Below are 24,378 nucleotides of genomic sequence, written 5' to 3' on the forward strand. Positions count from 1 at the left end.
GCGGGGTGTCAGAGCGCTCTGACACCCCCGCAACGTCAAGATCATCGCCCGCGCCCCGGCCGCCCCCGCGGGGCGGGGCGCCCCGGGTCACCGCCCGCCGAGCTCCAGCATCCGGTCGACCACCTCGGCGGCGGCGCGGCCGTGCGAGGGGTCGCAGAAGTCGCGGACGAAGGCGGCGTAGCGCTCCCGGTGCTCCTCGGCGACCGCGTCGATGTCCCGGATCGACCGGACCAGCTCCTCGGAGGTCCTGATCAGCGGCCCGGGGGCGCGCTCGGCGAAGTCGAAGTAGAAGCCGCGCAGGGTGTCCCGGTAGTGCTCCAGGTCGTAGGTGAAGAACAGCATCGGCCGGCCGGAGTGCGCGAAGTCGAAGAACGACGACGAGTAGTCCGTGACCAGCACGTCGGTGATGAGGAACAGGTCGGCGATGTCGGGGTAGGCGGAGACGTCGAAGACGAAGCCCTCGCCGGCGCCCGGAACGCTGTCCACCACCCGGCCGTGCTTGCGGACCAGCAGCACGTGGTCGGCGCCCAGCTCCTTCTCGGCCGCCTCCAGGTCGACCCGGAGGTCCAGCTTGAACCGCTTGCCGCTGTGCCGCTGATCGTCGCGGAGCGTCGGCGCGTAGAGCACCACCCGCCTGCCCTCGGGGATCCCGATCAGCCTTCGGGTGCGCTCGGCGCGGGCCCGCCGCTCCTCCTCCGGGGCGTGGAACAGGTCGTTGCGCGGGTAGCCGGACTCCAGCATCTCGCCCTCGTAGGCGAAGGCGTTCTTCAGCACCGGGGTGGCGAAGGTGTTCGGGGAGACGAACACGTCCCACTGCCGGGACTGGTGCGGCAGGCTCGCGATGTAGGCCTCGTTGGCCTTGACGGTGCCGCGCAGGTCGGCGCCGATCCGCTTGAGCGGGGTGCCGTGCCAGGTCTGCACCACCACCTGCCCCTCGCGCTTGGCGAACCACTCGCCGAACCCGCCGTTGGTGTTGGTGACGATGTAGCGGCTGCGGGCCAGCGCCTCGTACCACTCCCGGCTCTTCCACTCCACCGCCCGGACGCCCTCCGGCGGCACCGCCTGCTGGTCGGCGACGGTCCACAGGTGCTCCACCTCGACGCCGCGCCGGACCAGCTCCTCGTGGACCGCGCGCGGGGAGTCGGAGTACTGCCGGCCGCCGAAGTTGTTGTAGAGCACCGCCTCGCGCAGCGGCTCCCGCTTGGCCGCTGCGGTGAACTCCTCGCGCAGCAGCCGCTGCCGGTAGGGGCCCTGCGCGTCGATCGGCAGCGGCTTCTCCGAGGCGATGAAGAGCAGGTCGTGGAAGCGGCGGTCGAGCCGGAACGCGCGGTGCACCCCGGGCAGCGGCTTCGGGACGCCGTCCAGCAGGTCGGTGCGGATCCGCAGCGGCACGTCGCGGTCGGCGCCCCGCTCGCCCTCCGGGCGCACCCGCAGGTACCAGCGGCCCTTGCGGAGCGGCACCTCGTCGCCGAAGGAGGGGATCCGCTCCGGGGCGATGCGCACGGTGAACCGCCCGCCCGGCGCCTCGAACGGCAGCCGGACCTCCTCGAACCGCTCGCCGTGCCGGAGCACCAGGCCCATCGGCCGCCCGGGGTCGGAGTAGGAGCCGGAGAGCACCAGGTCGCCGCCGCTCCACTCGGCGGAGTCGACGACCGGGCCGGCGGTCCGCTCGGCCAGGTTGGCCAGGCCGGTGCCGGTGACCACCACCGCCAGCTCGCGGCCGGAGCCCAGCGCCCGCTCGGCCGGGACCAGGGACGGCCCGGCGGCCGGGCGCTCCTCGGTGCCGTCGGCGAACACCACGATCGGGCGCAGGTGCCGGGTGGCCGCATCGGCGCCGGGGGCGGCCATCCCGTCCAGCGGCAGCTCGGCGCTCCACCGGCCCGGCCCGCCGTCGGCGGCGGCCAGCGGGTACTCCCGGTCCGGCTCCCCGCCGCCCTCGCACACCACCCGCAGCAGCTCCGGCTCCTTGCGGGCGGACAGCTCCAGGCGGAGCGCGCCGCCGCCGAACTCCGCGGCCTCCACCCGGGCGGCGCAGCGCCGCACGGTGATCCGGAGCCGGCCCTTGGACGGCTCGCAGACCAGCTGGTACCCGTCGCCCAGGTCGCGGGTGAACGGGTGGCCCTCCCGGCCGACCTGGCCGGGGGCGATGCCGCCGCGCCGGAGCAGGTGCGGGCCGGGCACGCCCAGGGTCAGCGTCCAGTTCCCGGTGCGCAGGCCGCCCTCCCCGCGCAGCCGGGCCGGGTCGACGGTGATCTCGAACCCGGAGCCGTCGAAGCAGTGCAGCGGCTGCCGGGAGTCCAGGGTGGCCTGGGGCTCGGTGCGGGCGCGCAGCGGGAGCCGGATCCGGCGCCGCTCGCCGGGCTGGCTCAGCCAGGCGAACCGGGGCAGCCGCGGCCGCCCGGGCACCGCGACGTTGCGCAGGAACGCGTAGCCGCGGATGCGCAGCGCGCCGTCCTCCCAGTCGATCGAGGTGGCCTTGGCGCGCAGCGGGATCTCGTCCTTGCGCAGCACCGCGATCTCCGCGGGCACCGAGGAGAGGTCGACCCCGGGGATGTCCGGCCGGGGCCGGCGCAGCCCCTTGATCCGGTAGGCGGAGGGGAACTCCCGGTCGTGCCGGATCAGCGCGAGCAGCTCCTCGGTCCGCCCGGCGCCGGCCAGGAACCACTTCAGCCGGGTGACCGGGCCCAGCCCGGCGGCGAGCGCCGCGGTGCCGTGCTCTTCGGTGAACGCGCGGGCCTCCGCGATGAACGCCTCCCGCTCGGCCGGGCCGGCCTCGGGCAGGTAGCGCATCCGCCGCCGCAGCTCGTCGGGGATCTCGAACGGTGTTCCGGTCACCGGGCCTCCAACAGGGCGCCCCGGCCCGCGGGCCGGGAAAGGATCAGGACTCCCTCCCCGCGCCGGTCCCGGTGCCGCGGGCCCGCCGGAGCACCGGGAAGGGGCCGGGGCGCCGGGGCCGCCGCGGGGGAGGAGGGGGAGTGGGGCAGGGGAGGCGGGGCCGGGCGGGCGAGGAGGGGAGACCCCTCCCGACCGGCCCCGCGGCGCGGCCTCAGGCCGCGCGCTCGTGCAGCCCGGCGGGGTCGTCCAGCGGGCGCAGCCGGGCGGTGCGCTCGTACAGGTCGTCCACGGCCGCGGCGAACCGCTCCTGGGACGGGGGCAGGTCCGGGCCGAGCAGGTACTCGCGCAGCCGCAGCCGGGCGTCGGCGAACCGGTCGCCGCCCGGCTCCCGGACCGCGTCCAGCGCCTCGTCCAGCCCGCCGGCGTCCGGGGCGAGCAGGAACGCCGCCCCGGAGGTGGGGTGCTCGGCGCGGAACTCCTCGTCGGTGACGCCCTCGCAGTTGGCGATGGCGTACGGCTTGCCGCTGGACACGAAGTCGGCGACCACGCTGGAGATGTCGCTGATCAGCAGCCCGGACTCGTTGAAGCAGGAGTACAGCGACGGCCGCGGGCCCTGCACCACCAGGTGCTCGTCGTCGGCCTTGGACTCCCAGAACAGCCGGTGCCACTCCGCGGTGAGCTCGGCGGCCTCGTCGGCGTCGGAGGCGCCGGGCCGGCCGGCGTCCCGGGACCGCTGCGCCTCGTCCACCGACTCGTCCAGGGTGTCGATCGCGTTCAGCCGGGTCTCCAGCTCGGCCAGGCGCGGCGAGGCCGGGCGGGCCGGGGCGGCGGAGCCGGCCGCGGCGAGCAGCTCGGTGATCCGCCGGTGCGCGGCCCGGGCCGCGGCCGACCGGATCCCGGTGAACGGGTGCGGCTTGTAGATCACCCGCACCCCGGGCTCGGCGGCGAGCAGCGCCCGGACGATCGCCGGGCCGGCCTCGATCAGCGAGGTGTTGCCCGGCTCGTCGGTCCAGCCCTCCCAGGTCGGCGCGTACAGCACGGTGGGCCGGGAGCGCGGCGCGGTGTCCGGGCGGACCGGGGACAGCTGGGGCCGGCCGACCTCGACGATGGTCTCGTCGCGCACCCCGACCGCGGCCAGCGCGTACCGGTCCCGCCCGGCCCGCCCGGCGGTCCACACCTCGTCGTAGACCTTGCTGAACGGGTTGACGCTGGCGATCTTGTCGCTGTCGCCGTGGCCGATGAACACGTGCCGCATCTGCGGGTTGCGCAGCATGTGGATGTTCTTGCCGGTGTTGGCCGGGTAGAGCGCCACCCGCGCCGGCCCGAAGTCCAGCGCCATCAGGTCGGTGGAGGCCGGCACGCACAGCACCGGCAGCGGGGTGGCGGCCAGCTGGGCGGCGACCGCCCGCTCGCGCAGCACCACCAGGGAGCGGCGGGGCAGCGCCCGCACCGCCTCCAGCCACATGTTCACCTGGTAGGCGGAGTCGGCCGAACCGGAGAAGTAGAGCACCACCTCGGGGCGGTAGGAGTCCAGCCAGCGCTGGGCGTACTCCATGGCCTCCGCGGAGGAGGCGATGCCGCGGTCCCGCACCAGCTGGCGCAGGAGCAGCGCGGACGGCACCAGGGTGGCGGCCAGCGACACCGCGCCGCCGACGGCGACCGCGGCCACCGCCCCGGTGGCGGTGTAGGCCACCGCGCCGGCCAGCAGCGGCAGGTCCAGCAGGAGCAGCCGGGCCATCACGTCGTGCACCAGGGCCCGGGGCGGCGCGTCGGTGACGCGCAGCGGGCCCAGGTCGATGTTGCGGGTGACCACGGGCAGCCGGCGCACCGAGCGGAGCCGGCGGGCCAGGTAGCCGTAGCAGAACTGGAGGCCGAACAGGAGCGCGAAGCAGATCAGCACCCACCAGAACCCGGTGCCGCCGGCCAGCGCCCCGTCCGCGAGCAGGCCGAGCAGCAGGAGCTGGCGCAGGAGCGCCCGGGAGGTGATGCCGAACCGCAGCTGGGACAGGACCTTGGCGGCCCGGGAGGCGCGCACCATGAGCAGCACCTCGGTGCCGTAGCACAGCGCCAGGCCCAGCGCGAAGGGCGCGGGCGAGGCCAGGAGCGCGCCGATCAGCAGCAGGAAGTAGCCGAACCCGTAGGCGAGGAACGGCGCCAGGACCGACTCGTTCTCCTCGTGCGGGGCGCTCATCGGATCTCCTCTCCGGCGGCGGCCGCGGCGAGCGCGGCGGGGTCGGTCGGGTCCTCCCGGCGGACGTCGACGACCTGCCCGGTCAGCACGGACAGCAGCACGTCGACCGAGGTGCGGGCGACCTTCTCCGCGCTGAGCAGGGTGCCGGCCGGCTCGTCGCCGAACGCCCGGGTGCGCATCGGGGTGGCGGTGCGCTCGGGGTTGATGCAGTTGATCCGCACCCCGTCGGCGGCCCACTCGTCGGCCAGCGCCTGGGTGAGGTTGACCGTGGCCGCCTTGGCCGAGGAGTACAGGCTGTACTCGGCGCGGCCGCGGGTGTAGGAGCTGGAGGTGTACAGCAGCAGCTGCCCCCGGGTCTGCGCCAGGTAGGGGAAGGCGGCGCGGGCGATGCTCACCGGCGCCAGGTAGTTGACCCGCAGATTCCGCTCGATGGCGGCCGGGTCGGCGGCGTCCAGCCGGCCGATCTCCAGCACGCCGGCGGTGTTGACCACGTGGTCGATCCGGCCGGTCGCGGCGTGCGCCTGGGCCAGCGCCGCCGCCACCTGGTCCGGGTCGGCGACGTCGGTCCGGGTGGTGCCGCGGGAGTAGCGGAACACCCGGGCGCCGTGCCGCTGGGCGAAGTCGGCCACGGCGGCGCCGATGCCGTGGCTGCCGCCGAACACCACCACGGTGGCGCCGGTCAGCCGCTCGGTGCGGTCGGCTTCGGTGAGCGCGGGGGCGGCGGCCGCGGCGAGCTGGAAGAGCTTGTCCGCGATGAAGATGTCCACCGGCTCGGTGACCTTCATGTTGTGCCCGTCGCCCTCGACCACGTGGATCGGGGTGCCGGGCAGGTAGCGCAGCACGACGGTGCAGTCGTCGGTGGCCTCGAAGCCGGGGTCCTCCCAGGCGTTCCGGTAGGCCTCGCGGATCGCCGCCAGGCGGAACGCCTGCGGGGTCTGGCCGCGGCGCAGCCGGGACCGCTTGGGCACGTCGGTGATGAGGTCCTCGGCGTCGACCTCGATGATGGTGTCCGCGGACGGGATGGCCACGTCCACGGCGGCGTGGGTCTCCAGCGCGGTGATGCAGTCGGCGATGATGCGCTGCGACAGCAGCGGGCGGACCGCGTCGTGGAACAGCACGTTGGTGCTCTCGCCCGGGTGGGCGTGGAGCGCGTCCAGCGCGAGCTGGGTGGTGGCGTTGCGGGAGGTGCCGCCGGGCAGCACCTGGACGGCGGTGGTGAGCCCGGCCTTCTTGACGATCTCCTCGGCGTCGGAGACGAAGCCGGGGTTCATCATGACCAGGATCTCGTCGACGCCGGGGGCCTGGTCGAACAGGGCCAGGGTGTGCTCCAGGATCGCCTTCCCGGCGATCTTCAGCAGCTGCTTGGGGGTGGCCAGGCCGATGCGCCGTCCGCTGCCGCCGGCGAGCACGACGGCGATGGTGCGCGTACCGCGGGACGGTGCGGACGCGGTGGGGTCGGTCGCGGACACGACAAATCTCCTAGGGGCGACAGGCGGTGAACCGGTGCGCGGTGGAGTGCGCCGCCCGTTGCGTCCGCATCCGGGGAGGAACGATCGAGTGTTTCCCGGGGGAGGGCAGGAGAAAGGGGCGGTAAACCGGTATTTGCCCCCAGGTTATACCTGCCGCCGGATAAAATTCACGTTCTGTCCGCCCGGATGTGCCTCCGCGGCGCCGGCCGGAACCGCCTTCCGGGCCGGGAAAGCGGGTGTTCGCCCAGGTCGTGGCGGTGCCGCTGTGGTGTCGGGGATCACCGGCGGGTGTGCGGAACGGTTTCTTCCGCCGCCGCGGGCGGCTTCCGGGCCCGTTCCCTACGCGCGAGGAGGGTGTTCGGTTTACCGTCCGCCGACACTTTTTTGCCGACGTTTTGCCCGCCTGTCCGTTGTCGGGAACTCCTATCCGGTAATCGATCCGTGATCTGCGGCGGCTTTCTTCTGGCGCTGAGTGTCCGTCCGGTTCCGCTCCGTCGGCGCACGGGCGCGCCCGTGCGCGGGGCTCCCCCGCCCCGGTCCGGGCCCCGCGCCCGGCGAGGTGTGCTAATCCGCGGCGGGTTACAGGGAAACGGTTGAAGTTGTGCATCCAGTGATGGTGGATCGATGGTGAAACAGGAGATTTACAACGGAATCCCTTGTGTTGTGCAAGTGGCTCTGCCAGGGTACGGAGCAGACGTAATGTGCCCTCCGTCACCTTCTTCAGGAGAGTTCCGGATGACCGAGCAGAGCAGCCCCCGGGTGCTGCGCAATTTCGTCAACGGCGCCTACACCGAGGCGCGCGACGGCAGGACCAGTGAGGTGGTCGACCCGGCCACCGGCGAGGTCATCGCGCACGCTCCGGTCTCCTCCGCCGCCGACGTCGACGCCGCGTTCCAGGCGGCGCAGGCGGCCTTCGACGGGGGCTGGCGGGACAGCACCCCGGCCGAGCGGCAGATCGCGCTGAACAGGTTCGCCGACGCCGTGGACGAGCGCGCCGACGAACTGGTCGCCGCCGAGGTCGCCAACTGCGGCAAGCCGGTGCAGACCACCAAGGACGAGGAGATCTGGCAGGTCACCGACGCGCTGCGGTTCTTCGCCGGCGCCGCCCGCAACCTGGAGGGCAAGGCCGCCTCGGAGTACATGGCCGACCACACCTCCTGGATCCGCCGCGAGCCGATCGGCGTGGTCGGGCAGATCACCCCGTGGAACTACCCGATGGCGATGGCCGCCTGGAAGATCGGCCCCGCGCTCGCCGCCGGGAACACCCTGGTGCTCAAGCCCTCCGACACCACCCCGATGTCCACCCTGCTGCTCGCCGAGATCGCCGCCGACTTCCTCCCGCCGGGCGTGTTCAACGTGGTCACCGGCGACCGGGACACCGGCCGCGCCCTGGTGGAGAACCCGGTCCCGCGGCTCATCTCGCTGACCGGGTCCACCCGGGCCGGCTTCGAGGTCGCCCAGAGCGCCTCCGCCGACCTCAAGCGGCTCCACCTGGAGCTGGGCGGCAAGGCCCCGGTCATCGTCTTCGACGACGCCGACGTGGAGCGGGCCGCGGCCGGCATCGCCGAGGCCGGCTACTTCAACGCCGGTCAGGACTGCACCGCCGCCACCCGGGTGCTGGCCGGCCCCCGCGTGCACGACGACTTCGTCGCCGCCCTCACCGAGCAGGCCCGCAAGACCCGCACCGGCGGCCCGCAGGACACCGGGGCCGCCTACGGGCCGCTGAACAACGCCGCCCAGCTGGACCGGGTCTCCGGCTTCCTCGACCGGGTCCCCGGCCACGCCGAGGTGCTGGCCGGCGGCTCCCGCTCCGGGGCGAAGGGCTTCTTCTTCGAACCCACCGTCGTCGCCGGGCTGCGCCAGGGCGACGAACTGGTCACCGACGAGGTCTTCGGCCCGGTCATCACCGTGCAGCGGTTCGACGACGAGGACACCGCCGTCGCCTGGGCCGACTCGGTGCGCTACGGTCTGGCCTCCAGCGTGTGGACCCGGGACCACGCCCGCGCGCTGCGGGTCTCCCGGCGGCTCGACTTCGGATGCGTGTGGATCAACACCCACATCCCGATCGTCGCGGAGATGCCGCACGGCGGGTTCAAGCACTCCGGCTACGGCAAGGACCTCTCGCTGTACAGCCTGGAGGACTACACCCGGGTCAAGCACGTGATGAGCTACATCGGCCGGGACTGAGCACCCGCGCCGGCGGGACCGGGGCGGCACCGCCCGCCCCGGACCCGGTGCGGCCGCCGGAGCGGCGCGCCGCGGTACGGACGGGCAGGAGGGATGCCATGGCGAGTACGACCGGACCGGGCACCGCGGCGGCGGAGCGCACCGGGCAGCAGCAGGACGCCGTCCCCGCGATCGCGCTGGAGGGGGTGTCCAAGACCTACCGCTCCGGCGGCGAGCAGGTCGCCGCGGTGCGCGGCGTCGACCTGGAGATCGGTCAGGGCGAGTTCTTCTCCCTGCTCGGCCCCTCCGGGTGCGGCAAGACCACCACCATGCGGATGGTCGCCGGGTTCGAGGAGCCGACCGGGGGAACGGTCCGGCTCAAGGGCGCCGACGTCACCGGGGTGCCGCCGCACCGCCGCGACGTCAACATGGTGTTCCAGAGCTACGCGCTCTTCCCGCACATGAGCGTCTTCGACAACATCGCCTTCGGGCTGCGCCGCAAGGGCGTGCCCGCCGCCGAGGTGCGCCGCCGGGTCGGCGAGGCCGTCGAACTGGTCGAGCTGACCGGCCGGGAGCGCACCAGGCCGACCCGGCTCTCCGGCGGCCAGCAGCAGCGGGTCGCCCTGGCCCGGGCGCTGGTCAACCGGCCCAGCGCGCTGCTGCTGGACGAGCCGCTGGCCGCGCTCGACCTCAAGCTCCGCCAGTCCATGCAGATGGAGCTCAAGCGGATCCAGCGCGACGTCGGCATCACCTTCGTCTACGTCACCCACGACCAGGGCGAGGCGCTCACCCTCTCGGACCGGATCGCGGTGATGAACGGCGGCCTGGTCGAGCAGCTGGGAACCCCGCAAGAGGTCTACGAGCGGCCCGCCACCCGGTTCACCGCAGGCTTCATCGGCACCTCCAACCTGCTCTCCGGGGAGGTCACCGCCTCCTCCGGCGGGGTGATCGAGGTCCGGACCGGCGGCGGCGCGGTGCGCGCGGCCGGCTCGGCCGCGCTGGGCGAGAGGGTGGAGATCACGGTCCGCCCGGAGAAGATCACCCTGGCGGCGGGCGCTGTGGAGCCGGGCGCCTGCGAGCTCCCCGGTACTGTGATCGAGGCGGTCTACCTCGGCTCCACCACCCACTACACGGTGGCGGCCGACGGCGACGACGGCACTGAGATCGTCCTGCACCAGCAGAACACGGCGGGCCCGGCCGAGGCGGCGCGCCGCGGCGATCGCGTCCGCCTCACCTGGCGGCCGGACCAGTCCTACGTGCTGCCCCGCTGAACCGCCCCTCTCCCTCCCCCCGATGCCCGGCATGAAGAGAGCCGCCCCCCGCCCGTTCCCCGAACCCCATTGCGAAGAGAACCGAAGCGTGAGCAGAACAGACCCGGCCCTCCTGCGAGGGCTCACCCGCACCCGCCCCTCCCGCCGCACCGTGCTGGGCGCCTCCGCGCTGGCGATGGTCCTCTCCGCGTGCGGAGTGCGCGGCCAGGCCGCCGAGGAGCTCTCCGGGGCGGACTTCTGGGAGGGGAAGGAGAGCAGCGGGAAGCTGTCCTTCGCCAACTGGCCGCTCTACATGGACGCCGAGCGCACCCAGCTCAAGGAGTTCACCGAGGCGACCGGGATCGAGGTCGACTACGACGAGGCGGTCGCGGAGAACAAGTCGTTCTTCGGCAAGGTGCGGCCGAAGCTCGCCGACGGGGACTCCATCGGCTACGACCTGATGGTGCTCAGCACCGGCGTCGAGCTGACCGAGCTGATGGCGCTGAACTACCTGGCCCCGCTCGACCACATGAAGATGCCCAACTTCGACGCCTACGCCGGCCAGCGGTACAAGAACGCCACCTACGACCAGGGCAACCGGTTCACCGTGCCGTACGCCTCCGGCATCACCGGCATCGCCTACAACCCGAAGTACGTGGACCGGGAGATCACCGGCATCGCCGACCTGTGGGACCCGGAGTTCAAGGGCAAGGTCGGGATGATGGCCGACGCGCAGGAGGCCTCCAACTTCGCGCTGCTGCTGGACGGCGTCGAGCCCGGCGGGTCGGGCAAGAAGGACTGGGAGAAGGCGGTGTCCCGGCTGGAGGAGCAGCGCGAGGCCGGCATCGTCCGCCGCTACTACGAGCAGGACTACATCCAGCCGCTCACCAACGGCGACCTGTGGATCTCCATGGCCTGGTCGGGCGACGTGTTCCAGCAGAACGCCGAGGAGGGCACCGAGCTGGAGTTCATCGTGCCCGAGGAGGGCGGGACGCTCTGGAGCGACCTGATGATGATCCCCTACACCGCGAAGAACCCGGTGGACGCGATCATGCTGATGGACTTCCTCTACGAGCCGCGGATCGCCGCCGGGCTCACCGAGTACATCAACTTCATCCCCCCGGTCCCCGAGGCCCACCAGGAGATCAAGGAGAAGGCCGAGGCGGCCTCCGGGGACGAGAAGGAGGCGCTGGAGGAGCTGGCGGACAGCCCGCTGGTCTTCCCCAGCGACGAGGACTACACCCGCCTGCACGACTACGTTCCGCTCGGCGCCGCAGAGCTGAAGGAGTTCACGTCCATGTTCCTCGCCGTCACCCAGGCCTGATCCGTGGCCGAAAACCTCCCACCCCCCACCCCCGCCCCGGCCGAGGCGGCTCCGCCCGCGGCCGGAGCGTCCCGGCCCGCCGGCCGGGGCCGCCGGGCCCTGCCCTACCTGCTGGCGGCGCCGGCCTGGCTGTGGCTGGCGCTGTTCTTCCTCGTGCCGATCTGCAGCATGCTCTCGATCTCCCTGATGAGCGGCGACCTCTACCAGGGGTACGTGCTCACCTGGGAGTTCGGGAACTACGCCGACGCGGTGGCGACCTACTGGCGGCAGCTCGCCCGCTCCCTGGCCTACGGCGGCTGCGCCACCCTGCTCTGCCTCGCCGTCGGCTACCCGGTGGCCTACTGGATCGCCTTCCGCGGCGGCGCCTACAAGAACACCTACCTGCTGCTGCTCCTGCTGCCGATGTTCGTCTCGTTCGTGCTGCGCACCATCTCCTGGAAGGCGCTCCTGGCAGACGAGGGCGTGGTGCTGGGCCCGCTCAAGGACATCGGGCTGCTACCGGAGGCCGCCCATGTGCTCAATACCGCGCCGGCCGTGGTCCTCGGCCTGGCCTACAACTTCCTGCCGTTCATGGTGCTGCCGGTCTACGCGGTGCTGGAGCGGATGGACCACCGCGTCGTGGAGGCCGCCCAGGACCTCTACGCCGGGCGGGTCCGGGCGTTCGTCTCGGTGGTGCTGCCCATGTCCCTGCCGGGCGTGTTCGCCGGGGTGATCATGACGTTCATCCCGACCTCCGCCGACTACATCAACGCCCAGGTGCTCGGCGGCGCGCACAACACCATGGTCGGCAAGATCATCGAGAGCCAGTACCTGGTGAACAACGCCTACCCGATGGCGGCCGCGATCACCTTCGTGCTGATGGCGGTGCTGCTGGCCGGGATCTTCTCCTACGCGCGGGCGCTGGGGACCGAGCAGGTGATGGAGGTGCAGGCCCGATGAGCGCAGCGACCGAGCGGGCCCGGCCCGCCCCGACCTGCCGCCGGCCGCGCCGCCGCGTGGACTGGGGGAAGTTGGATTGGGGGAAATACTGGACGTGGGCGGTGATCGCCTGGCTGCTGGCGCCGATCGCGTTCATGGTCGCCTTCGGCTTCAACGACGCCCAGGGCCGGCACAACGTCACCTGGCAGGGGTTCACCCTGCGCTGGTACGCCGACGTGTTCGCCTACCCCGACCTGACCCGGGCGCTGGCCGCCTCGCTGGCCATCGCGGTGCTGACGATGCTGATCGCCGGGGTGCTGGGCGGCCTGCTCGGGCTGGCCCTGGGCCGGTTCCGGTTCCGCGGCAAGGCCCTCACCGACCTGGTGATGTTCTCCGCGATCTCGGCGCCGGAGGTGGTGCTCGGCGCCGGACTGCTCTCCATGTTCCTCACCATGAACATCGCGACCGGGTTCTGGACCATCCTGATCGCGCACGTGATGTTCTCGGTGTCGTTCGTGGCGATCACGGTGCGGGCCCGGGTGCTCGCCCTGGACCCCGCCCTGGAGGAGGCCGCCCGCGACCTGGGCGCCTCGCCCTGGGCCACGTTCCGGCTGGTCACCCTGCCGATGCTGTTCCCCGCGCTGATGGCCGGCGGGCTGATCGCCTTCGTGCTCTCCATCGACGACTACATCATCACCACCTTCGTCAGCGGCAACACCACCACGTTCCCGCTGTGGATCTGGGGCACCACCCGGGTGGGCACCCCGCCGCAGGTCAACGTGATGGGCACACTGATCTTCGCGGTCGGCGTGCTGCTGGCGGTGATCAACGCCGCCGTGGCCCGCCGCCGCGGCTGACCTTCCTCCCTTCCTCGTTGATCTTGGACTTATCGACCGGTCCCGCTCTGCGATCCAGTGCCGGTGAGCGGTCCTGGACCGGTCGATAAGTCCAAGATCAACGGCCGGGCAGGGGCACACGACCAACGCAACGGAGTGAGAGCGTGTCACCGAGCACGTCACCGACCCCTTCCGCGTCCATGATCGACGCCTCCCTGGCCGGCACCCGGCCGTCCCCGTTCTGGCTCGACCCGGAGGTGCACGGCGGCGCCGTCCCCGAGCCGGCCGCCCCGCTGCGCGGCGAGGCCTCCGCCGACCTCGCCGTCGTCGGCGGCGGCTACTCCGGGCTGTGGGCGGCGCTCTGCGCCAAGGAGCGCGACCCCGGCCGGGACGTGGTGCTGCTGGAGGCGCGGACCGCGGGCTGGGCCGCCTCCGGGCGCAACGGCGGGTTCTGCGCCGCCAGCATCACCCACGGCCACCTCAACGGGCTGGAGCGCTGGCCGGAGGAGATCGGCGAGCTGGAGCGGCTGGGCCGGGCCAACCTGGACGGCATCGCCGAGGCGGTCCGGCGGCACGGCATCGACTGCGAGTTCGAGCGCACCGGGGAGCTGCTGGTCGCCACCGAGGAGTGGCAGATGGAGTCGCTCGCCGAGCAGGCGGAGTCGCTGGAGTCGCTGGGCCACGAGGCGGTGCTGCTCTCCGCCGGGGAGGTCCGCTCCGAGGTGGACTCGCCGACCTACGTCGGTGGGATGATCGAGCCCGGCGCCTGCGCCATGCTGCACCCGGGCCGGCTCGCCTGGGGGCTGCGCGAGGCCTGCCTCCGGCTGGGCGTGCGGATCCACGAGCACAGCCCGGTGCGCCGGATCTCCCCGGTCCGCGGCGGCCTGCGGCTGGAGACCGGCCGGGGCGCGGTCACCGCCCGCCGCACCGCCTGGGCCACCGGGGCCTTCCCCGGCCCGCTGCGCCGGCTGCGGCACTACGTCGCCCCGGTCCACGACTACGTGCTGACCACCGAGCCGCTCACCGCCGAGCAGAAGGCGGCGATCGGCTGGAAGGGCCGGCAGGGGCTGGGCGACTCGGCCAACTTCTTCCACTACTACCGGCTCACCGCCGACGACCGGATCCTGTGGGGCGGCTACGACATCGTCTACCACTACGGCGGGAAGGTCCGGCCCGAGCACGACCAGCGCCCGGAGACCTTCCGCACCCTCGCCGAGCACTTCTTCACCACGTTCCCGCAGCTGGAGGGGGTCCGGTTCAGCCACTCCTGGGGCGGGGTGATCGACACCTGCAGCCGGTTCTGCGGGTTCTTCGGCCGGGCCTACGGCGGCCGGCTCGCCTACACCGCCGGCTACACCGGGCTGGGCGTGGGCGCCACCCGGTTCGGTGCGCTCACCGTGCTCGACCTGCTGGAGGGGGCCGACACCGAGCGCACCCGCCTGGCCATGGTGCGGGAGAAGCCGATCCCGTTCCCGCCGGAGCCGCTGCGCTACGCCGGCATCGAGCTGACCAAGCGCGCCACGCACGCCGCCGACCGCGACGAGGGGCGGCGCAACCTGTGGCTGCGCACCCTGGACCGGTTCGGACTGGGCTTCGACAGCTGACCCGGGCCCTTGGCAGGCTCCGAGGCGGTGTGCTTCGATTCACGGAGGCACCGCTCGGGGGGAGGGGCTCACGGTGATGTCCACGGAACGCGACCGCACCGCGTCGGCGATGACGCTGACCCTGCCGGAGGGATTCGCGTCCTGGCTGACCGGGACGGGCGCGATCAGCGCCGCCGCGGCCGACCCGTTCCACGCCTCGGCGCAGCAGGCGATGGCGGCGGCCCGGGTCGGCCCTACCGGGGAGGTGGAGGTGAGCTGCGACGCCGGCGGCCTGTGCGTGATCGGCGAACAGGCCTACCGGCTCGCGCACACCCCCGGCATCCCCGACGACCTGCTGGACGCGGCGCTCACCGCCCTGGACCGGTTCCACTCCGCGATGAACGCCTGGAGCGGCCGGGAGGGCATGTGCGTGGACTGCGGCGGCGGGGGCCGCGCGCCCGGCGGCGCGGCCTGCCCGCAGTGCACCGGATCGGGGCGGGTGCCCACCGGCTGGTAGCCGCGGAGCGGCCGGCCGGGGCCAGCGCCGGGGCGCCGACGGGGGCTCGCCGGGGCACGCTGGGGCACGGCCGGACCGTCCGGACAGGCCCGGACCGTCCCTCCCGCCTGTCCGCAAACCCCGGAGGAAACGTCCGTTACGGGGGGCCATGGGGCTGAAAAGGGGATTTTTCCGCGGGGCCGGGACCGGCCGCGGAACGTGATCCACGCCGCATACCGGTGGGTGTGCATTCCTCGCCGGGGGCATTTCCCCGACGTCCTGATCAGGGCGTAAACCCCTGCGGGCAAGGCGTTTCAGGCGCTCCGGCGGGCGGTGCGCGGGCCGTCCCCGGCCCCCGCCCGGCGCCGCCGCCCCGATGAGCCTCTTGAGAGGCGGGGGTTTTCTTGGGAGCGTTGGGAATACGTCGTCGCGAGAGGCGTTGTACAGGACGGTCGTGAATTTCTGTGTATGTGTTTGACCTTGCGTTTCATACCATGTGTTGACGCTCGCGGGAGTCGTCGCGGGCGCCTTGCTTCTGCCGGGAACGGTGGGGCGCGCCACGTCTCGAAGTGCGATCTGGGCCCGGAAGTCGGGTCCATCACCCATCGACCTGTCAGGAGACAGATATGGCTCAGGGAACCGTGAAGTGGTTCAACGGCGAGAAGGGCTTCGGCTTCATCTCCCAGGACGAGGGCGGCCCCGACGTCTTCGTGCACTACAGCAACATCGCGGGCACCGGGTTCCGCAACCTCGACGAGAACCAGCGCGTCGAGTTCAACATCACCCAGGGCCCGAAGGGCCCGCAGGCCGAGGACGTCCGCGGCATCTGAGACCGATCGGGCCCCGCGCAGGGGCCTGACCGGCGGTGACGTGCGCCGCCCCCGCCTCTTCGCGAGGCGGGGGCGGCGCCTTTTCCGTTCACGGGCGGGGCGTGCGCCCGGTCAGCCCCGGGCCGGCCGCATCAGGGTGATCAGCGCGGCGAAGCTGTCGTCCTGCAGCCCCGCGCCGAGCCCGCGCCGGAAGAGCGCCGAGACCGCGTCGGGCAGGTCGGTGTCGACCCCGGCGTCGCGGGACGCGTGCACCACGTGCTCGATGCTGGCGGCGCCCATCGCCATCCGGTCCTCGTCGCCGGCGAAGTCGCCCTCCCGCACCTGCCGGGCGGTGCCCTCGAAGAAGGCGGCCATGTCGTTGGCGCCGATCAGGTAGGGCGTGATCGTCTCCACCGGGATGCCCTCGGCCTCGGACAGCGCCAGCGCGTGCAGGAACCCGGTCATGGTGGTCCAGAACAGCCCGAGCTGGACCTGGTAGTAGGCCTGGGACAGGCCGGGGTCCGCGCCCCGGTAGTCGACCGAGGTGAGCACCTCCAGCACGCCCCGGAACCGGTCGGCGACCTCCTCGTCGCCGCTGTAGAAGGTGGTCATCTCCGCCGACCCGATCCCCGGGGCCGGCGACATGACGCCGCCGCTCAGGAACCGGCCGCCGCGCTCGGCCACCCACGCCGCGCCCTCGCGCGCCTCCGCCGGGGTGCCCGAGCTCAGGTTCACCACGGCCTTCCCCTCCAGCGAGGGGACGCCCTTCAGCACGTCGTACATGGCCTGGTAGTCGGTGAGGCTGAGCAGCACCGCCTCCGAGGCGGCCACCGCCTCGGCCGCGGAGCCGGCGAACACCGCCCCCTCCCGCACCAGGCCGTCGGCCCGGGACCGGGTCCGCCCCCACACCGTCACCGGGTGTCCCGCCGCCAGCAGCACCTTCCCCATCGCCCGCCCCATCGGCCCGAGCCCGATCAGGGTGACCGCCTGCTTCGCGCTTCCGTCGCTCATCGGAATCCTCGTCTCCGTTCGGTGTCCTCGCTCTGTCCACCCCCACCGTCGCGAAGACCGCCACGCCTTTCCTACGCATCCGCCACCGGTCCGCCACCGACCTGCCACCGACCTGCCGCCGTCCCACCGCCTTGCCGATGATCCCGACGCTGCGGCCCTGCTAGAGCGGGTGGTTTCCAGCGCCCGCCGCAACACCGCACACCAGAGGAGAGGAGGGGGAGAGGGAGGGGAGGGAGGGGAGGGAGGGGAAGGCAGGGGGGCGGCCGGTCGGTCCGGCGCGGCGCCCCACGGAGCGAAGGTCAAGACGGGCGGCGAGGGCGGGAGGGGGACCGGCCGGTCGGTCGGGTGCGGCGCCTCACGGGGTGCAGCTTCAAGCAGGCGGCGACGGCAGCGGTAGGGCCGGGGCGAAGGCGGTCGCCCGGGTGCGGCGCCTCACGGGGTGCAGCTTCAAGCGGGCGGCGACGGCAGCGGTAGGGGCGGGGTCGGGCGCCTCACCCGAGCGCGGCACCCCGCAGAATGAAGGTTCAAGCGGGCGGCGAGGGCGGGAGGGGGACCGGCCGGTCGGTCCGGTGCGGCGGGTCGCGGGGTGCAGGTTCAAGCAGGCGGCGACGGCGAAGGTAGGGGCGGGGTCGGGCGCCTCGCCCGGGCGGGGCGCCGCGTTCACCGGCCAGGCCCGGCGCATGCTCCCGCCGGGGGTGGCCTTATCCCCTATGCCGGGTTCGCGGCGGGGAACAAGCGGGCGCGGGGGGCGGCCTGCGCACCGCGAGAGCACCCCGATTACATCTACCAGCGAGTAGTAAGCCCCCCAGCCCCCACCACCCCCTCCCCGATCACCCAGAGTGGCCAAAGCGGGCCCTCCCGGCAGGGCAAAAGCGACATCCCGCCCCCGCCCCTGCCCTTCCCGGGTTCCGGCCCCCTGCCTTGCGGCCTTGCGGGCCGCTCGACCCCCTGATCAACGGCCCAACCGGGGCGATTCGGGCCCTCAGAGGGCTGATCCGGCCCAGGGTGCGCGCCCAGGAATCACCGAGGTGCTCTCGCGGTGCGCAGGGCGCCCCACCCCACCATCACCCTACGTATTCGCCCAGGTCAGGGAGGAGGAGCGGTTTCACGGGCGGCCGGCCACGCCGCCGGGGCGACGCGGGAACGGCGAACCCGCCGCCCCGGCCCGCCCCGGCTCACTCCGACCGGCCCCACCCGCTCTGCCGCACCCGACCGACCGGCCGGTGCCCCTGCCTGCCTTCGCCGCCGGCTTGAACCTCCGCCCTGTGGGGTGCCGCGCCGGACCGACCGGCCGGTCCTCGCTGCCGCCGTCGCTGCCTGCTTGAGCCCCCGCCCTGTGGGGTGCCGCGCTCGGGCGACCACCCCCGCTCCGCCCCTGCCGCTGCCGTCGCCGCCCGCCTGAGCCTTCGCTCTGCGGGGTGCCGCACTCGACCGGCCGGGCGGCGACCGGAGGATCCGGGGCGGGCTACCTTTGGCGGGTGAGGTTCGGAATCCTGGGGCCGCTGGAGGTCCGCGACGGCGACGGGGCCCTGGTGCCCGTCCCCGGGACCAGGGTCCGGACGCTGCTCGCCGTCCTCCTGCTCGACCGCGGCCGCACGGTCTCCGCGGACCGGCTGGTCGAGGACGTCTGGGGCGATTCACCGCCGGCCGACCCCGCCGGGGTGCTCCAGGCCCGGATCTCCGACCTGCGCCGCGCGCTGGAGCGCGGCGCCCCCGGCGGCCGCGCCCTGATCCGCCGCAGCCCGCCCGGCTACCTGGCCGATATCGCCCCGGACCGCCTGGACGCCGACCGCTTCACCGCCCTGACCAGGCAGGCCCGCGAGGAAGAGGGCCCCGGGCGGCGGGCCGCGCTGCTCACCGACGCCCTCGCGCTGTGGCGCGGGCCCGCGCTGGCGGACTTCGCCGACGAACCCTTCGCCCCGGCGGCCGCCGCACGGCTGGAGGAGCGCCGGATCATCGCGCTGGAGGAGCAGGCGGAGGCCCGGCTCGAACTCGGCGACCACGCCGACCTCGCCGCGGACCTCGCCGACCCGGTCCGCCTGCACCCCTTCCGGGAGCGGCTGCGCGCCGCGCACATCCGCGCCCTGTACCGCTCCGGCCGCCAGACCGAGGCCCTCGCCTCCTATGAGGACCTGCGCACCCGCCTCGCCGACGACCTCGGCCTCGACCCCGGCCCCGACCTGGCCGCCCTGCACCAGGCCGTCCTGGAGCAGTCCCCGTCCCTGGCTCCGCCGCCCCGAGCGCCCACCGACCGGGAGGCCCCCCGCCCGGCGGCCCCGACCGGACCGGGCACACCGGCCGCAGCCCCCGGAACCGCCCCGCCCCCGGAACCCGCCCGGAGGGAAGGAGAGGCCCCCGCAACACCTCTGACAGACCTGCCGTCCGGCCCGGCAACCCCCGCCGCAGAAGCAGAGACCCCGACCACCCCGGCTCCGAACGACTCGGATGCGCCCGCCGCAGGCCCTGCGGGCGTTCCGCCGCAGGCCCGCGCTTCCGACGGCTCCTCGCCGCCCATGGCGGAGGAACCGCCGGCCGGTGCAGACCCGGGCGCTCCGCTGCCGGCTCCGGACGGTCCGGGGCGCAGCGGCCTCCGCGCGGGCGCTGCGGCGGACGGTCCGATCACCGCTTCCGCCACGGCGGACCCCGGTACCGGTGTCCGTGCCGGCGGCGTCCCGGCGCCGGGCCGGGCGGCCGTGGCCGCCTCCGCTCCCGGGCCCGCAGGCGCCCCGCCGTCCGCCCCGGTGGGGCCGGGGGCCGGTGCCGGGGTGAGCGGTCCGCCGCCGGCGGTGCCGCGAAGCGGGCTGCCCGCACCGATCGGTCCGTTCATCGGGCGGGCCGGGGAGGTCGCCCGGGTCCGGGCGCTGCTGGCCACGGAGCGGCTGGTCACCCTCACCGGTCCCGGCGGGGTCGGGAAGACGCGGCTGTCGGTCGAGACCGCCGCCGAAGCGGCCGCGGACTTCCCCGGCGGCGTCCACCTGGTCGAACTCGCACCGGTCGCCCCCGGCGGCGATCCGGCGGAGCGGACCGCCGCCGTGCTCGGGCTGCGCGACACCGGTGCCGACCCGGCCGCCCCGATCGCCGAGGCGCTGGCGCACCGCCGCGCCCTGCTCGTGCTGGACAACTGCGAACACCTGGTGGACGCCGTCGCGGGCCTGGCCGCCCGGCTGCTGGCGGCCGCACCGGAGCTGCACATCCTGGCGACCGGCCGGGAACCCCTCCGGGTCTCCGGGGAGCGGGTGCGCCCGGTGGCGCCGCTCGGGCTTCCGGCCGCCGGAGCCGACCGCGACCTCGGCGTGCTCCGCCAGGCCGCCGCGGCCCGGTTCTTCGAGGCGCGGGCGTCCGCCGCGGCCCCCGGCTACACGCTGACCGCCGCCGATGCCGGGCCGGTCGCCCGGATCTGCCGGCGGCTGGACGGCATCCCGCTGGCCCTGGAACTGGCGGCGACCCGGGTCCGCGCGATGGCCCCGAGCGAGATCGCCGACCGGCTCGACGACCGGTTCCGGCTGCTGACCTCGGGATCCCGCGCCGCCCCGGAGCGGCAGCGCACGCTGCGCGCCGCCATCGACTGGAGCTGGGACCTGCTCACCGGGCCGGAGCGCGCCGTGCTCCGCCGCCTCTCGGTGCACCCGGACGGCTGCACCCTGGAGGCGGCCGAGGAGGTCTGCTCAGGCGGCGGCGTCGACCGGGCCGACGTCCTCGACCTGCTGGCCCTGCTGGTCGACCGGTCCCTGGCGGTGCCCGCGCACACCCCGGTCGGCACCCGCTACCGGCTGCTGGAGTCGGTGGCGGCCTACGCGCGGGACCGGCTCGCCGAGGCGGGGGAGACGGAGGAGGCGCGCCGCCGGCACGCCCTCTACCACGCCGACCTGGCCGGACGTGCAGAGGACGGTGTCCGCGGTCGGGAGCAGTGCGCCTGGCTGGAGCGGGCCGAAGCGGCCGCCCCCGACCTGCGGGCCGCGCTCGACCACGCGGTCGGCGCCGCCGACGCCGAGCTGGCGCTGCGCTTGGCCAATGCCGCCGCCTGGCCCTGCCACCTGCGCGGCCGCAGCACCGAAGCGGCCCGGCATCTCACCGCGGCGCTCGGCGTCCCGGGGGGCTCCGCCTCCGCCCGGTCCGAGGCCCGCGCCTGGCTGGCCGGCCTGTACACCCTGGGCGGCCGGACCGAGGAGGAGCGCCCGGAGCCGCGGAGCGGCACCGCGCCCTCTCCCGGCGAGGCCGCGGCGGCCGACCGCGGCACGGCCCCCTTCCCGGAGGAGGCGGAACCGCTTCGGGCGGCGGGGGACTCTGCCGCAGCCGGAACGGGGGGCTCGGAGCCTCGGCGTGCGGAGCGGTGGCGGGCCGAAGGCGTGGCCGACCCGGTGCGGCGGGCGCGGGTGGAGTGCTTCCTCGCCTTCGCCGAGTGGGGCCTGGGCGACCTGGCCGAGGCGGAGCGGCGGACCCGGGATCTGCTGGCCGGCTGCGAGCGGCGGGGCGACCGGTGGGGGACCGCCGCCGCGTCGTCGGTCCTGGCCCTGGACGCGCTGATCCGGGCCGACCTGGCCGCGGCGCGGACCGCCGCGACCCGTGCGGCGGAGCTGTTCGGCGCGCTCGGCGACCGCTGGGGGGTTCTGCAGGCCTCCGACGTGCTCGGCCAGGTCGCGGAGATCACCGGTGACCACGCCGGGGCCGAGCAGGTGCACCGGGACGGCCTGAAGATCGCCGAGGAACTGGGGATGTGGAGCCAGGTGTCGCTCAAGCTCTCCGGCCTGGGGCGGCTCGCGCTGCTCGCGGGCGACCTGGAGCGCGCCGCCGAGCTGCACGAGCGGGCCCTGGAGGTGGCCGCCGACCACTCCGACGAGTCCGGCCGCCAGTTCGCCGAGGCCGGACTGGGGCTGGTCGCCCGCCGGGCCGGCCGGCTGGACGAGGCCGAGCGGCACGTGCTCGGCTCCCTGGACCGGAACCGCGAGGAGGACGGCCGGATCGGGCTGGCGTTCATCTCGGCCGAGCTCGGTTTCATCGCCGAGCAGCGCGGCGACGCCGACAGGGCGCTGGCCCTGCACACGGACGGGCTCGCCGCGGCGCGCTCCACCGGCGACCCGCGCGCGGTCGCCCTGGCACTGGAGGGCCTGGCCGGGGCGCACTCGCTGGCCGGCCGCCCGCTCCGCGCGGCCCGCCTGCTCGGCCGGGCCGCCGCCCTGCGCTCCTCGGCCGGAGCCCCGCTCCCCGCCGCGGAGCGCTTCGACACGGACCGGATCGAGGCCCGGATCCGCACCGCCCTCGGCGGCGCCGGCTTCACCGCCGCCTTCCGCGAGGGCCGGGACGGGGAACCGGCCGAGGAGGAGCGCCGGCCGTAGCCCCTGTGCCGTCGCCTGCGCTCGGGGTGGTGCGGGGACGCCCACCGCCTTCCTTCCGGCAACGACCTCAGCGGACGTCGGGGCGCCGCTCGCATCCCGCCCGCATTCGGCCGGTCCCCTCGTGGCGCGGCTCTGCCTCATCGCCGGACGGACAGGGCGGCCTCCGGCCGGGATCCCGAGGGGCGGCCCCGCCACCCGGCGAACAGGACGGAGGGGAACGGGCGGCCGACCTGTCGGCCTCCACCGTGTCGCGGATGTGCCGGCCGATGCATCCGGCGGGCCCGTCCCCGGTCCCCGCCCGGCCCCACCGGGGCCGGTCCTTCCGGAGCGGAGGGGAGCCGGGCGCCTCAGGGCCTCCGTGCTTCGCGTTCGGTGTCCCAGCGGGCCGCGATCCGGCGGCATTCGTCGTACTGCTCCGGGCGCACGACCAGGATGAGCCGGTGGTCGTGGTCGCTGTACTGCACGAGGACGTCGATACCGGCCTCGCCGAGGCGGTGGGCGAAGGCGCCGAGCTGCCCCGGGGCCTCCTGGTCGAGCCGGAGCGCGACCACGTCGTCGACGGACACCGGCCCGATGCCGTGCCGCTCCAGTTCGGCCCTGGCCAGGTCCGCGTCGTCGACGAGGAAGTTCGCCACCGCCCGGCCGCCGTGGGTGAACACGCCGCCGCCTTCGAGGCCGACCCCGGCGGCCCCGAGGATCCGGCCGAACTCGGCCAGTGCCCCCGGCCGGTCCGCGAGGACGGTCCCGATGTTCCGGTACGCCTCCCGCCCGCTCATCGGCGCGCCCCCTTCGGCGGGGGACCGGCGGGTGCGGCCGGTGCGGCGGCTTCTTCGGTACGGGTGCGGTGTCCCCGTTCGGCGGGTGCCGCCGGGAGCGTGGGCGCCGTGCAGGTGTGTGCGGTCATGGCCTGCACGGTAGGGGGCGGACGGTTCGGTGCGGGCCGAAGCGTCCGCGTGCACGGCGGCGGCGACGCGGACCGCGCCCCCGTCCGGGGCGGACGGCGGGACCGCTCCGGGGCGGGCGGTCCCCTCTCCCGGGAGGGCGGCGGGACCGGTCGGGGCGGCCGGGAGATGACAAGTGTCATGGGCCGGAGGCGGCGGTCGTCACGGCCGGGCGGTGACACCGTGCTCTACCTCGGGCGGGGGCACCGGCGGGAGAGTAGGGGCATGAGCACGGGAGAGCGCAGCGGCGAGGCCGCGATCAGTGTCCGGGACCTGCGGCAGGCCTACGGCGACTTCGAGGCGGTCCGGGGGATCTCCTTCGAGGTCGCGCCGGGGGAGCTGTTCGCGCTGCTCGGCACCAACGGGGCCGGGAAGACGACGACCATCGAGACCCTGGAGGGGTTCCGCCGGCCCACCGGCGGGCAGGTGCGGGTTTTCGGCACCGACCCCTACGGCCAGCCCGCGGAGCTGCGCGAGCGGGTGGACGCGGTGCTCCAGCACTCCGGGCACTTCCCGGAGCTCACCGTCGCCGAGACCGTCGACCTCGCCCGCGACCTCAGCTCCGACCCGATGGAGCTGGACGAGGTCCTGGAGCTGGTCGGCCTCACCGACAAGGCCGGGGTGGCGGTCCGGCAGCTGTCCGGCGGGCAGAAGCGCCGCCTCGACCTCGGCACCGCGCTGCTCTCCCGCCCCGAGGTGCTCTTCCTGGACGAGCCCACCACCGGGATGGACCCGGAGGCGCGCCGCTCCACCTGGGAGATCATCGCCGCGACGGTGCGCGCCGGCACCGCGGTGCTGCTCACCACGCACTACCTGGAGGAGGCCGAGCGGCTCGCCGACCGGCTGGCCATCATGCACCGGGGCGAGGTGCGGGCCGCCGGGACGCTGCACGAGGTCGTCGCCGAGCGGGGCGACCGGATCGCGTTCCTGCTGCCCGACGGGGTCCGCTCGGACGACCTGCCGGAGCTGCCCGGATCCACCGCCGAGGTGGAGCTCCGCGGCGAGCGGGCCTGGGCGGTCTACACCGTGCGCGGCGCCGACACCGAGCTGCGCGCGCACCGCGCCGCGGAGGCGCTGACCGACTGGGCCGGGGCCCGCGGCACCGGCCTGGCCCGGCTGGAGATGCGCCCGGCGTCGCTGGAGGACGTCTTCCTCGGCATCGCCGACGGCGCCCACGACCTGGTCGCCGACTGACCGCCGCCCCCATACCGCCGCA

At 74.6% G+C, this 24,378-nt stretch carries 15 protein-coding genes; 10 read left to right on the forward strand and 5 right to left on the reverse strand.

Annotated elements, in window-relative coordinates; genetic code table 11:
- Positions 1-87: 87 nt before the first annotated feature.
- The 3 genes from D459_RS0106030 to D459_RS0106040 all read right to left on the reverse strand — a co-directional run bounded on the left by D459_RS0106030 (position 88) and on the right by D459_RS0106040 (position 6,495).
- Positions 88-2,835, reverse strand: coding sequence for a CDP-glycerol glycerophosphotransferase family protein (locus D459_RS0106030; RefSeq protein ID WP_017592097.1), 2,748 nt, complete (start codon positions 2,833-2,835; stop codon positions 88-90).
- Between the two features lie 211 nt (positions 2,836-3,046).
- Complete coding sequence (locus D459_RS0106035) at positions 3,047-5,026, reverse strand: hypothetical protein (RefSeq protein WP_017592098.1); 1,980 nt, start codon at positions 5,024-5,026, stop codon at positions 3,047-3,049.
- The gene (locus D459_RS0106040; RefSeq protein WP_017592099.1) at positions 5,023-6,495 is read right to left on the reverse strand and encodes a bifunctional cytidylyltransferase/SDR family oxidoreductase; all 1,473 of its coding nucleotides are present in this window, start codon (positions 6,493-6,495) and stop codon (positions 5,023-5,025) included. The genes D459_RS0106035 and D459_RS0106040 overlap by 4 nt, the downstream gene beginning before the upstream one ends.
- Positions 6,496-7,230: 735 nt before the next feature.
- Here D459_RS0106040 and D459_RS0106045 point away from each other — a divergent pair.
- The 8 genes from D459_RS0106045 to D459_RS0106080 all read left to right on the forward strand — a co-directional run bounded on the left by D459_RS0106045 (position 7,231) and on the right by D459_RS0106080 (position 15,898).
- The gene (locus tag D459_RS0106045) at positions 7,231-8,682 is read left to right on the forward strand and encodes a gamma-aminobutyraldehyde dehydrogenase (RefSeq protein WP_017592100.1); all 1,452 of its coding nucleotides are present in this window, start codon (positions 7,231-7,233) and stop codon (positions 8,680-8,682) included.
- 98 nt (positions 8,683-8,780) lie between these two features.
- Positions 8,781-9,932: an ABC transporter ATP-binding protein gene (locus tag D459_RS0106050; protein ID WP_017592101.1), complete on the forward strand. Its 1,152-nt coding sequence runs from the start codon at positions 8,781-8,783 to the stop codon at positions 9,930-9,932.
- Positions 9,933-10,020: 88 nt separating this feature from the next.
- The gene (locus D459_RS0106055) at positions 10,021-11,235 is read left to right on the forward strand and encodes an ABC transporter substrate-binding protein (protein WP_017592102.1); all 1,215 of its coding nucleotides are present in this window, start codon (positions 10,021-10,023) and stop codon (positions 11,233-11,235) included.
- A 99-nt stretch (positions 11,236-11,334) separates the two neighbouring features.
- Positions 11,335-12,174 (forward strand): ABC transporter permease, encoded by an 840-nt coding sequence (locus tag D459_RS0106060; RefSeq protein ID WP_026120098.1) that lies wholly within the window; start codon positions 11,335-11,337, stop codon positions 12,172-12,174.
- Positions 12,171-13,010, forward strand: a complete 840-nt coding sequence (locus D459_RS0106065; RefSeq protein ID WP_026120099.1) for an ABC transporter permease — start codon at positions 12,171-12,173, stop codon at positions 13,008-13,010. The genes D459_RS0106060 and D459_RS0106065 overlap by 4 nt, the downstream gene beginning before the upstream one ends.
- 179 nt (positions 13,011-13,189) lie before the next feature.
- A complete protein-coding gene (locus D459_RS0106070; RefSeq protein ID WP_017592105.1) occupies positions 13,190-14,593 on the forward strand; it encodes an NAD(P)/FAD-dependent oxidoreductase in 1,404 nt (467 codons plus the stop codon).
- Between the two features lie 76 nt (positions 14,594-14,669).
- The gene (locus D459_RS0106075) at positions 14,670-15,089 is read left to right on the forward strand and encodes a hypothetical protein (RefSeq protein WP_017592106.1); all 420 of its coding nucleotides are present in this window, start codon (positions 14,670-14,672) and stop codon (positions 15,087-15,089) included.
- 605 nt (positions 15,090-15,694) lie between these two features.
- The gene (locus tag D459_RS0106080; protein ID WP_017592107.1) at positions 15,695-15,898 is read left to right on the forward strand and encodes a cold-shock protein; all 204 of its coding nucleotides are present in this window, start codon (positions 15,695-15,697) and stop codon (positions 15,896-15,898) included.
- Positions 15,899-16,009: 111 nt separating this feature from the next.
- Here D459_RS0106080 and D459_RS0106085 read toward each other — a convergent pair whose 3' ends face one another.
- Entirely contained in the window at positions 16,010-16,888 is an 879-nt protein-coding gene (locus tag D459_RS0106085; protein ID WP_017592108.1) for an NAD(P)-dependent oxidoreductase, read from the reverse strand.
- Between the two features lie 1,478 nt (positions 16,889-18,366).
- On the opposite strand from D459_RS0106085, the gene D459_RS36740 reads away from it, so the two are divergent.
- Positions 18,367-22,221, forward strand: coding sequence for an AfsR/SARP family transcriptional regulator (locus D459_RS36740; RefSeq protein WP_017592109.1), 3,855 nt, complete (start codon positions 18,367-18,369; stop codon positions 22,219-22,221).
- 347 nt (positions 22,222-22,568) lie between these two features.
- On the opposite strand, the gene D459_RS0106095 is transcribed toward D459_RS36740, so the two are convergent.
- A complete protein-coding gene (locus D459_RS0106095; protein ID WP_017592110.1) occupies positions 22,569-22,997 on the reverse strand; it encodes a hypothetical protein in 429 nt (142 codons plus the stop codon).
- A gap of 390 nt (positions 22,998-23,387) precedes the next feature.
- Between D459_RS0106095 and D459_RS0106100 the strand changes: the two genes are divergently transcribed.
- Entirely contained in the window at positions 23,388-24,356 is a 969-nt protein-coding gene (locus D459_RS0106100) for an ABC transporter ATP-binding protein (protein WP_017592111.1), read from the forward strand.
- Positions 24,357-24,378 lie beyond the last annotated feature (22 nt).

This window comes from Nocardiopsis potens DSM 45234 (assembly GCF_000341105.1).
Lineage (GTDB): Bacteria > Actinomycetota > Actinomycetes > Streptosporangiales > Streptosporangiaceae > Nocardiopsis_A > Nocardiopsis_A potens.

What these genes read in the sequence shown, in the direction of transcription:
- D459_RS0106080 (WP_017592107.1), top strand. Translation starts at nt 15,695, where the DNA reads ATGGCTCAGGGAACCGTGAAGTGGTTCAACGGCGAGAAGGGCTTCGGC.
- D459_RS0106070 (WP_017592105.1), top strand. Translation starts at nt 13,190, where the DNA reads ATGATCGACGCCTCCCTGGCCGGCACCCGGCCGTCCCCGTTCTGGCTC.
- D459_RS0106075 (WP_017592106.1), top strand. Translation starts at nt 14,670, where the DNA reads ATGTCCACGGAACGCGACCGCACCGCGTCGGCGATGACGCTGACCCTG.
- D459_RS0106100 (WP_017592111.1), top strand. Translation starts at nt 23,388, where the DNA reads ATGAGCACGGGAGAGCGCAGCGGCGAGGCCGCGATCAGTGTCCGGGAC.
- D459_RS0106035 (WP_017592098.1), bottom strand. Translation starts at nt 5,026, where the DNA reads ATGAGCGCCCCGCACGAGGAGAACGAGTCGGTCCTGGCGCCGTTCCTC.
- D459_RS0106045 (WP_017592100.1), top strand. Translation starts at nt 7,231, where the DNA reads ATGACCGAGCAGAGCAGCCCCCGGGTGCTGCGCAATTTCGTCAACGGC.
- D459_RS0106065 (WP_026120099.1), top strand. Translation starts at nt 12,171, where the DNA reads ATGAGCGCAGCGACCGAGCGGGCCCGGCCCGCCCCGACCTGCCGCCGG.
- D459_RS0106095 (WP_017592110.1), bottom strand. Translation starts at nt 22,997, where the DNA reads ATGAGCGGGCGGGAGGCGTACCGGAACATCGGGACCGTCCTCGCGGAC.
- D459_RS0106085 (WP_017592108.1), bottom strand. Translation starts at nt 16,888, where the DNA reads ATGAGCGACGGAAGCGCGAAGCAGGCGGTCACCCTGATCGGGCTCGGG.
- D459_RS0106050 (WP_017592101.1), top strand. Translation starts at nt 8,781, where the DNA reads ATGGCGAGTACGACCGGACCGGGCACCGCGGCGGCGGAGCGCACCGGG.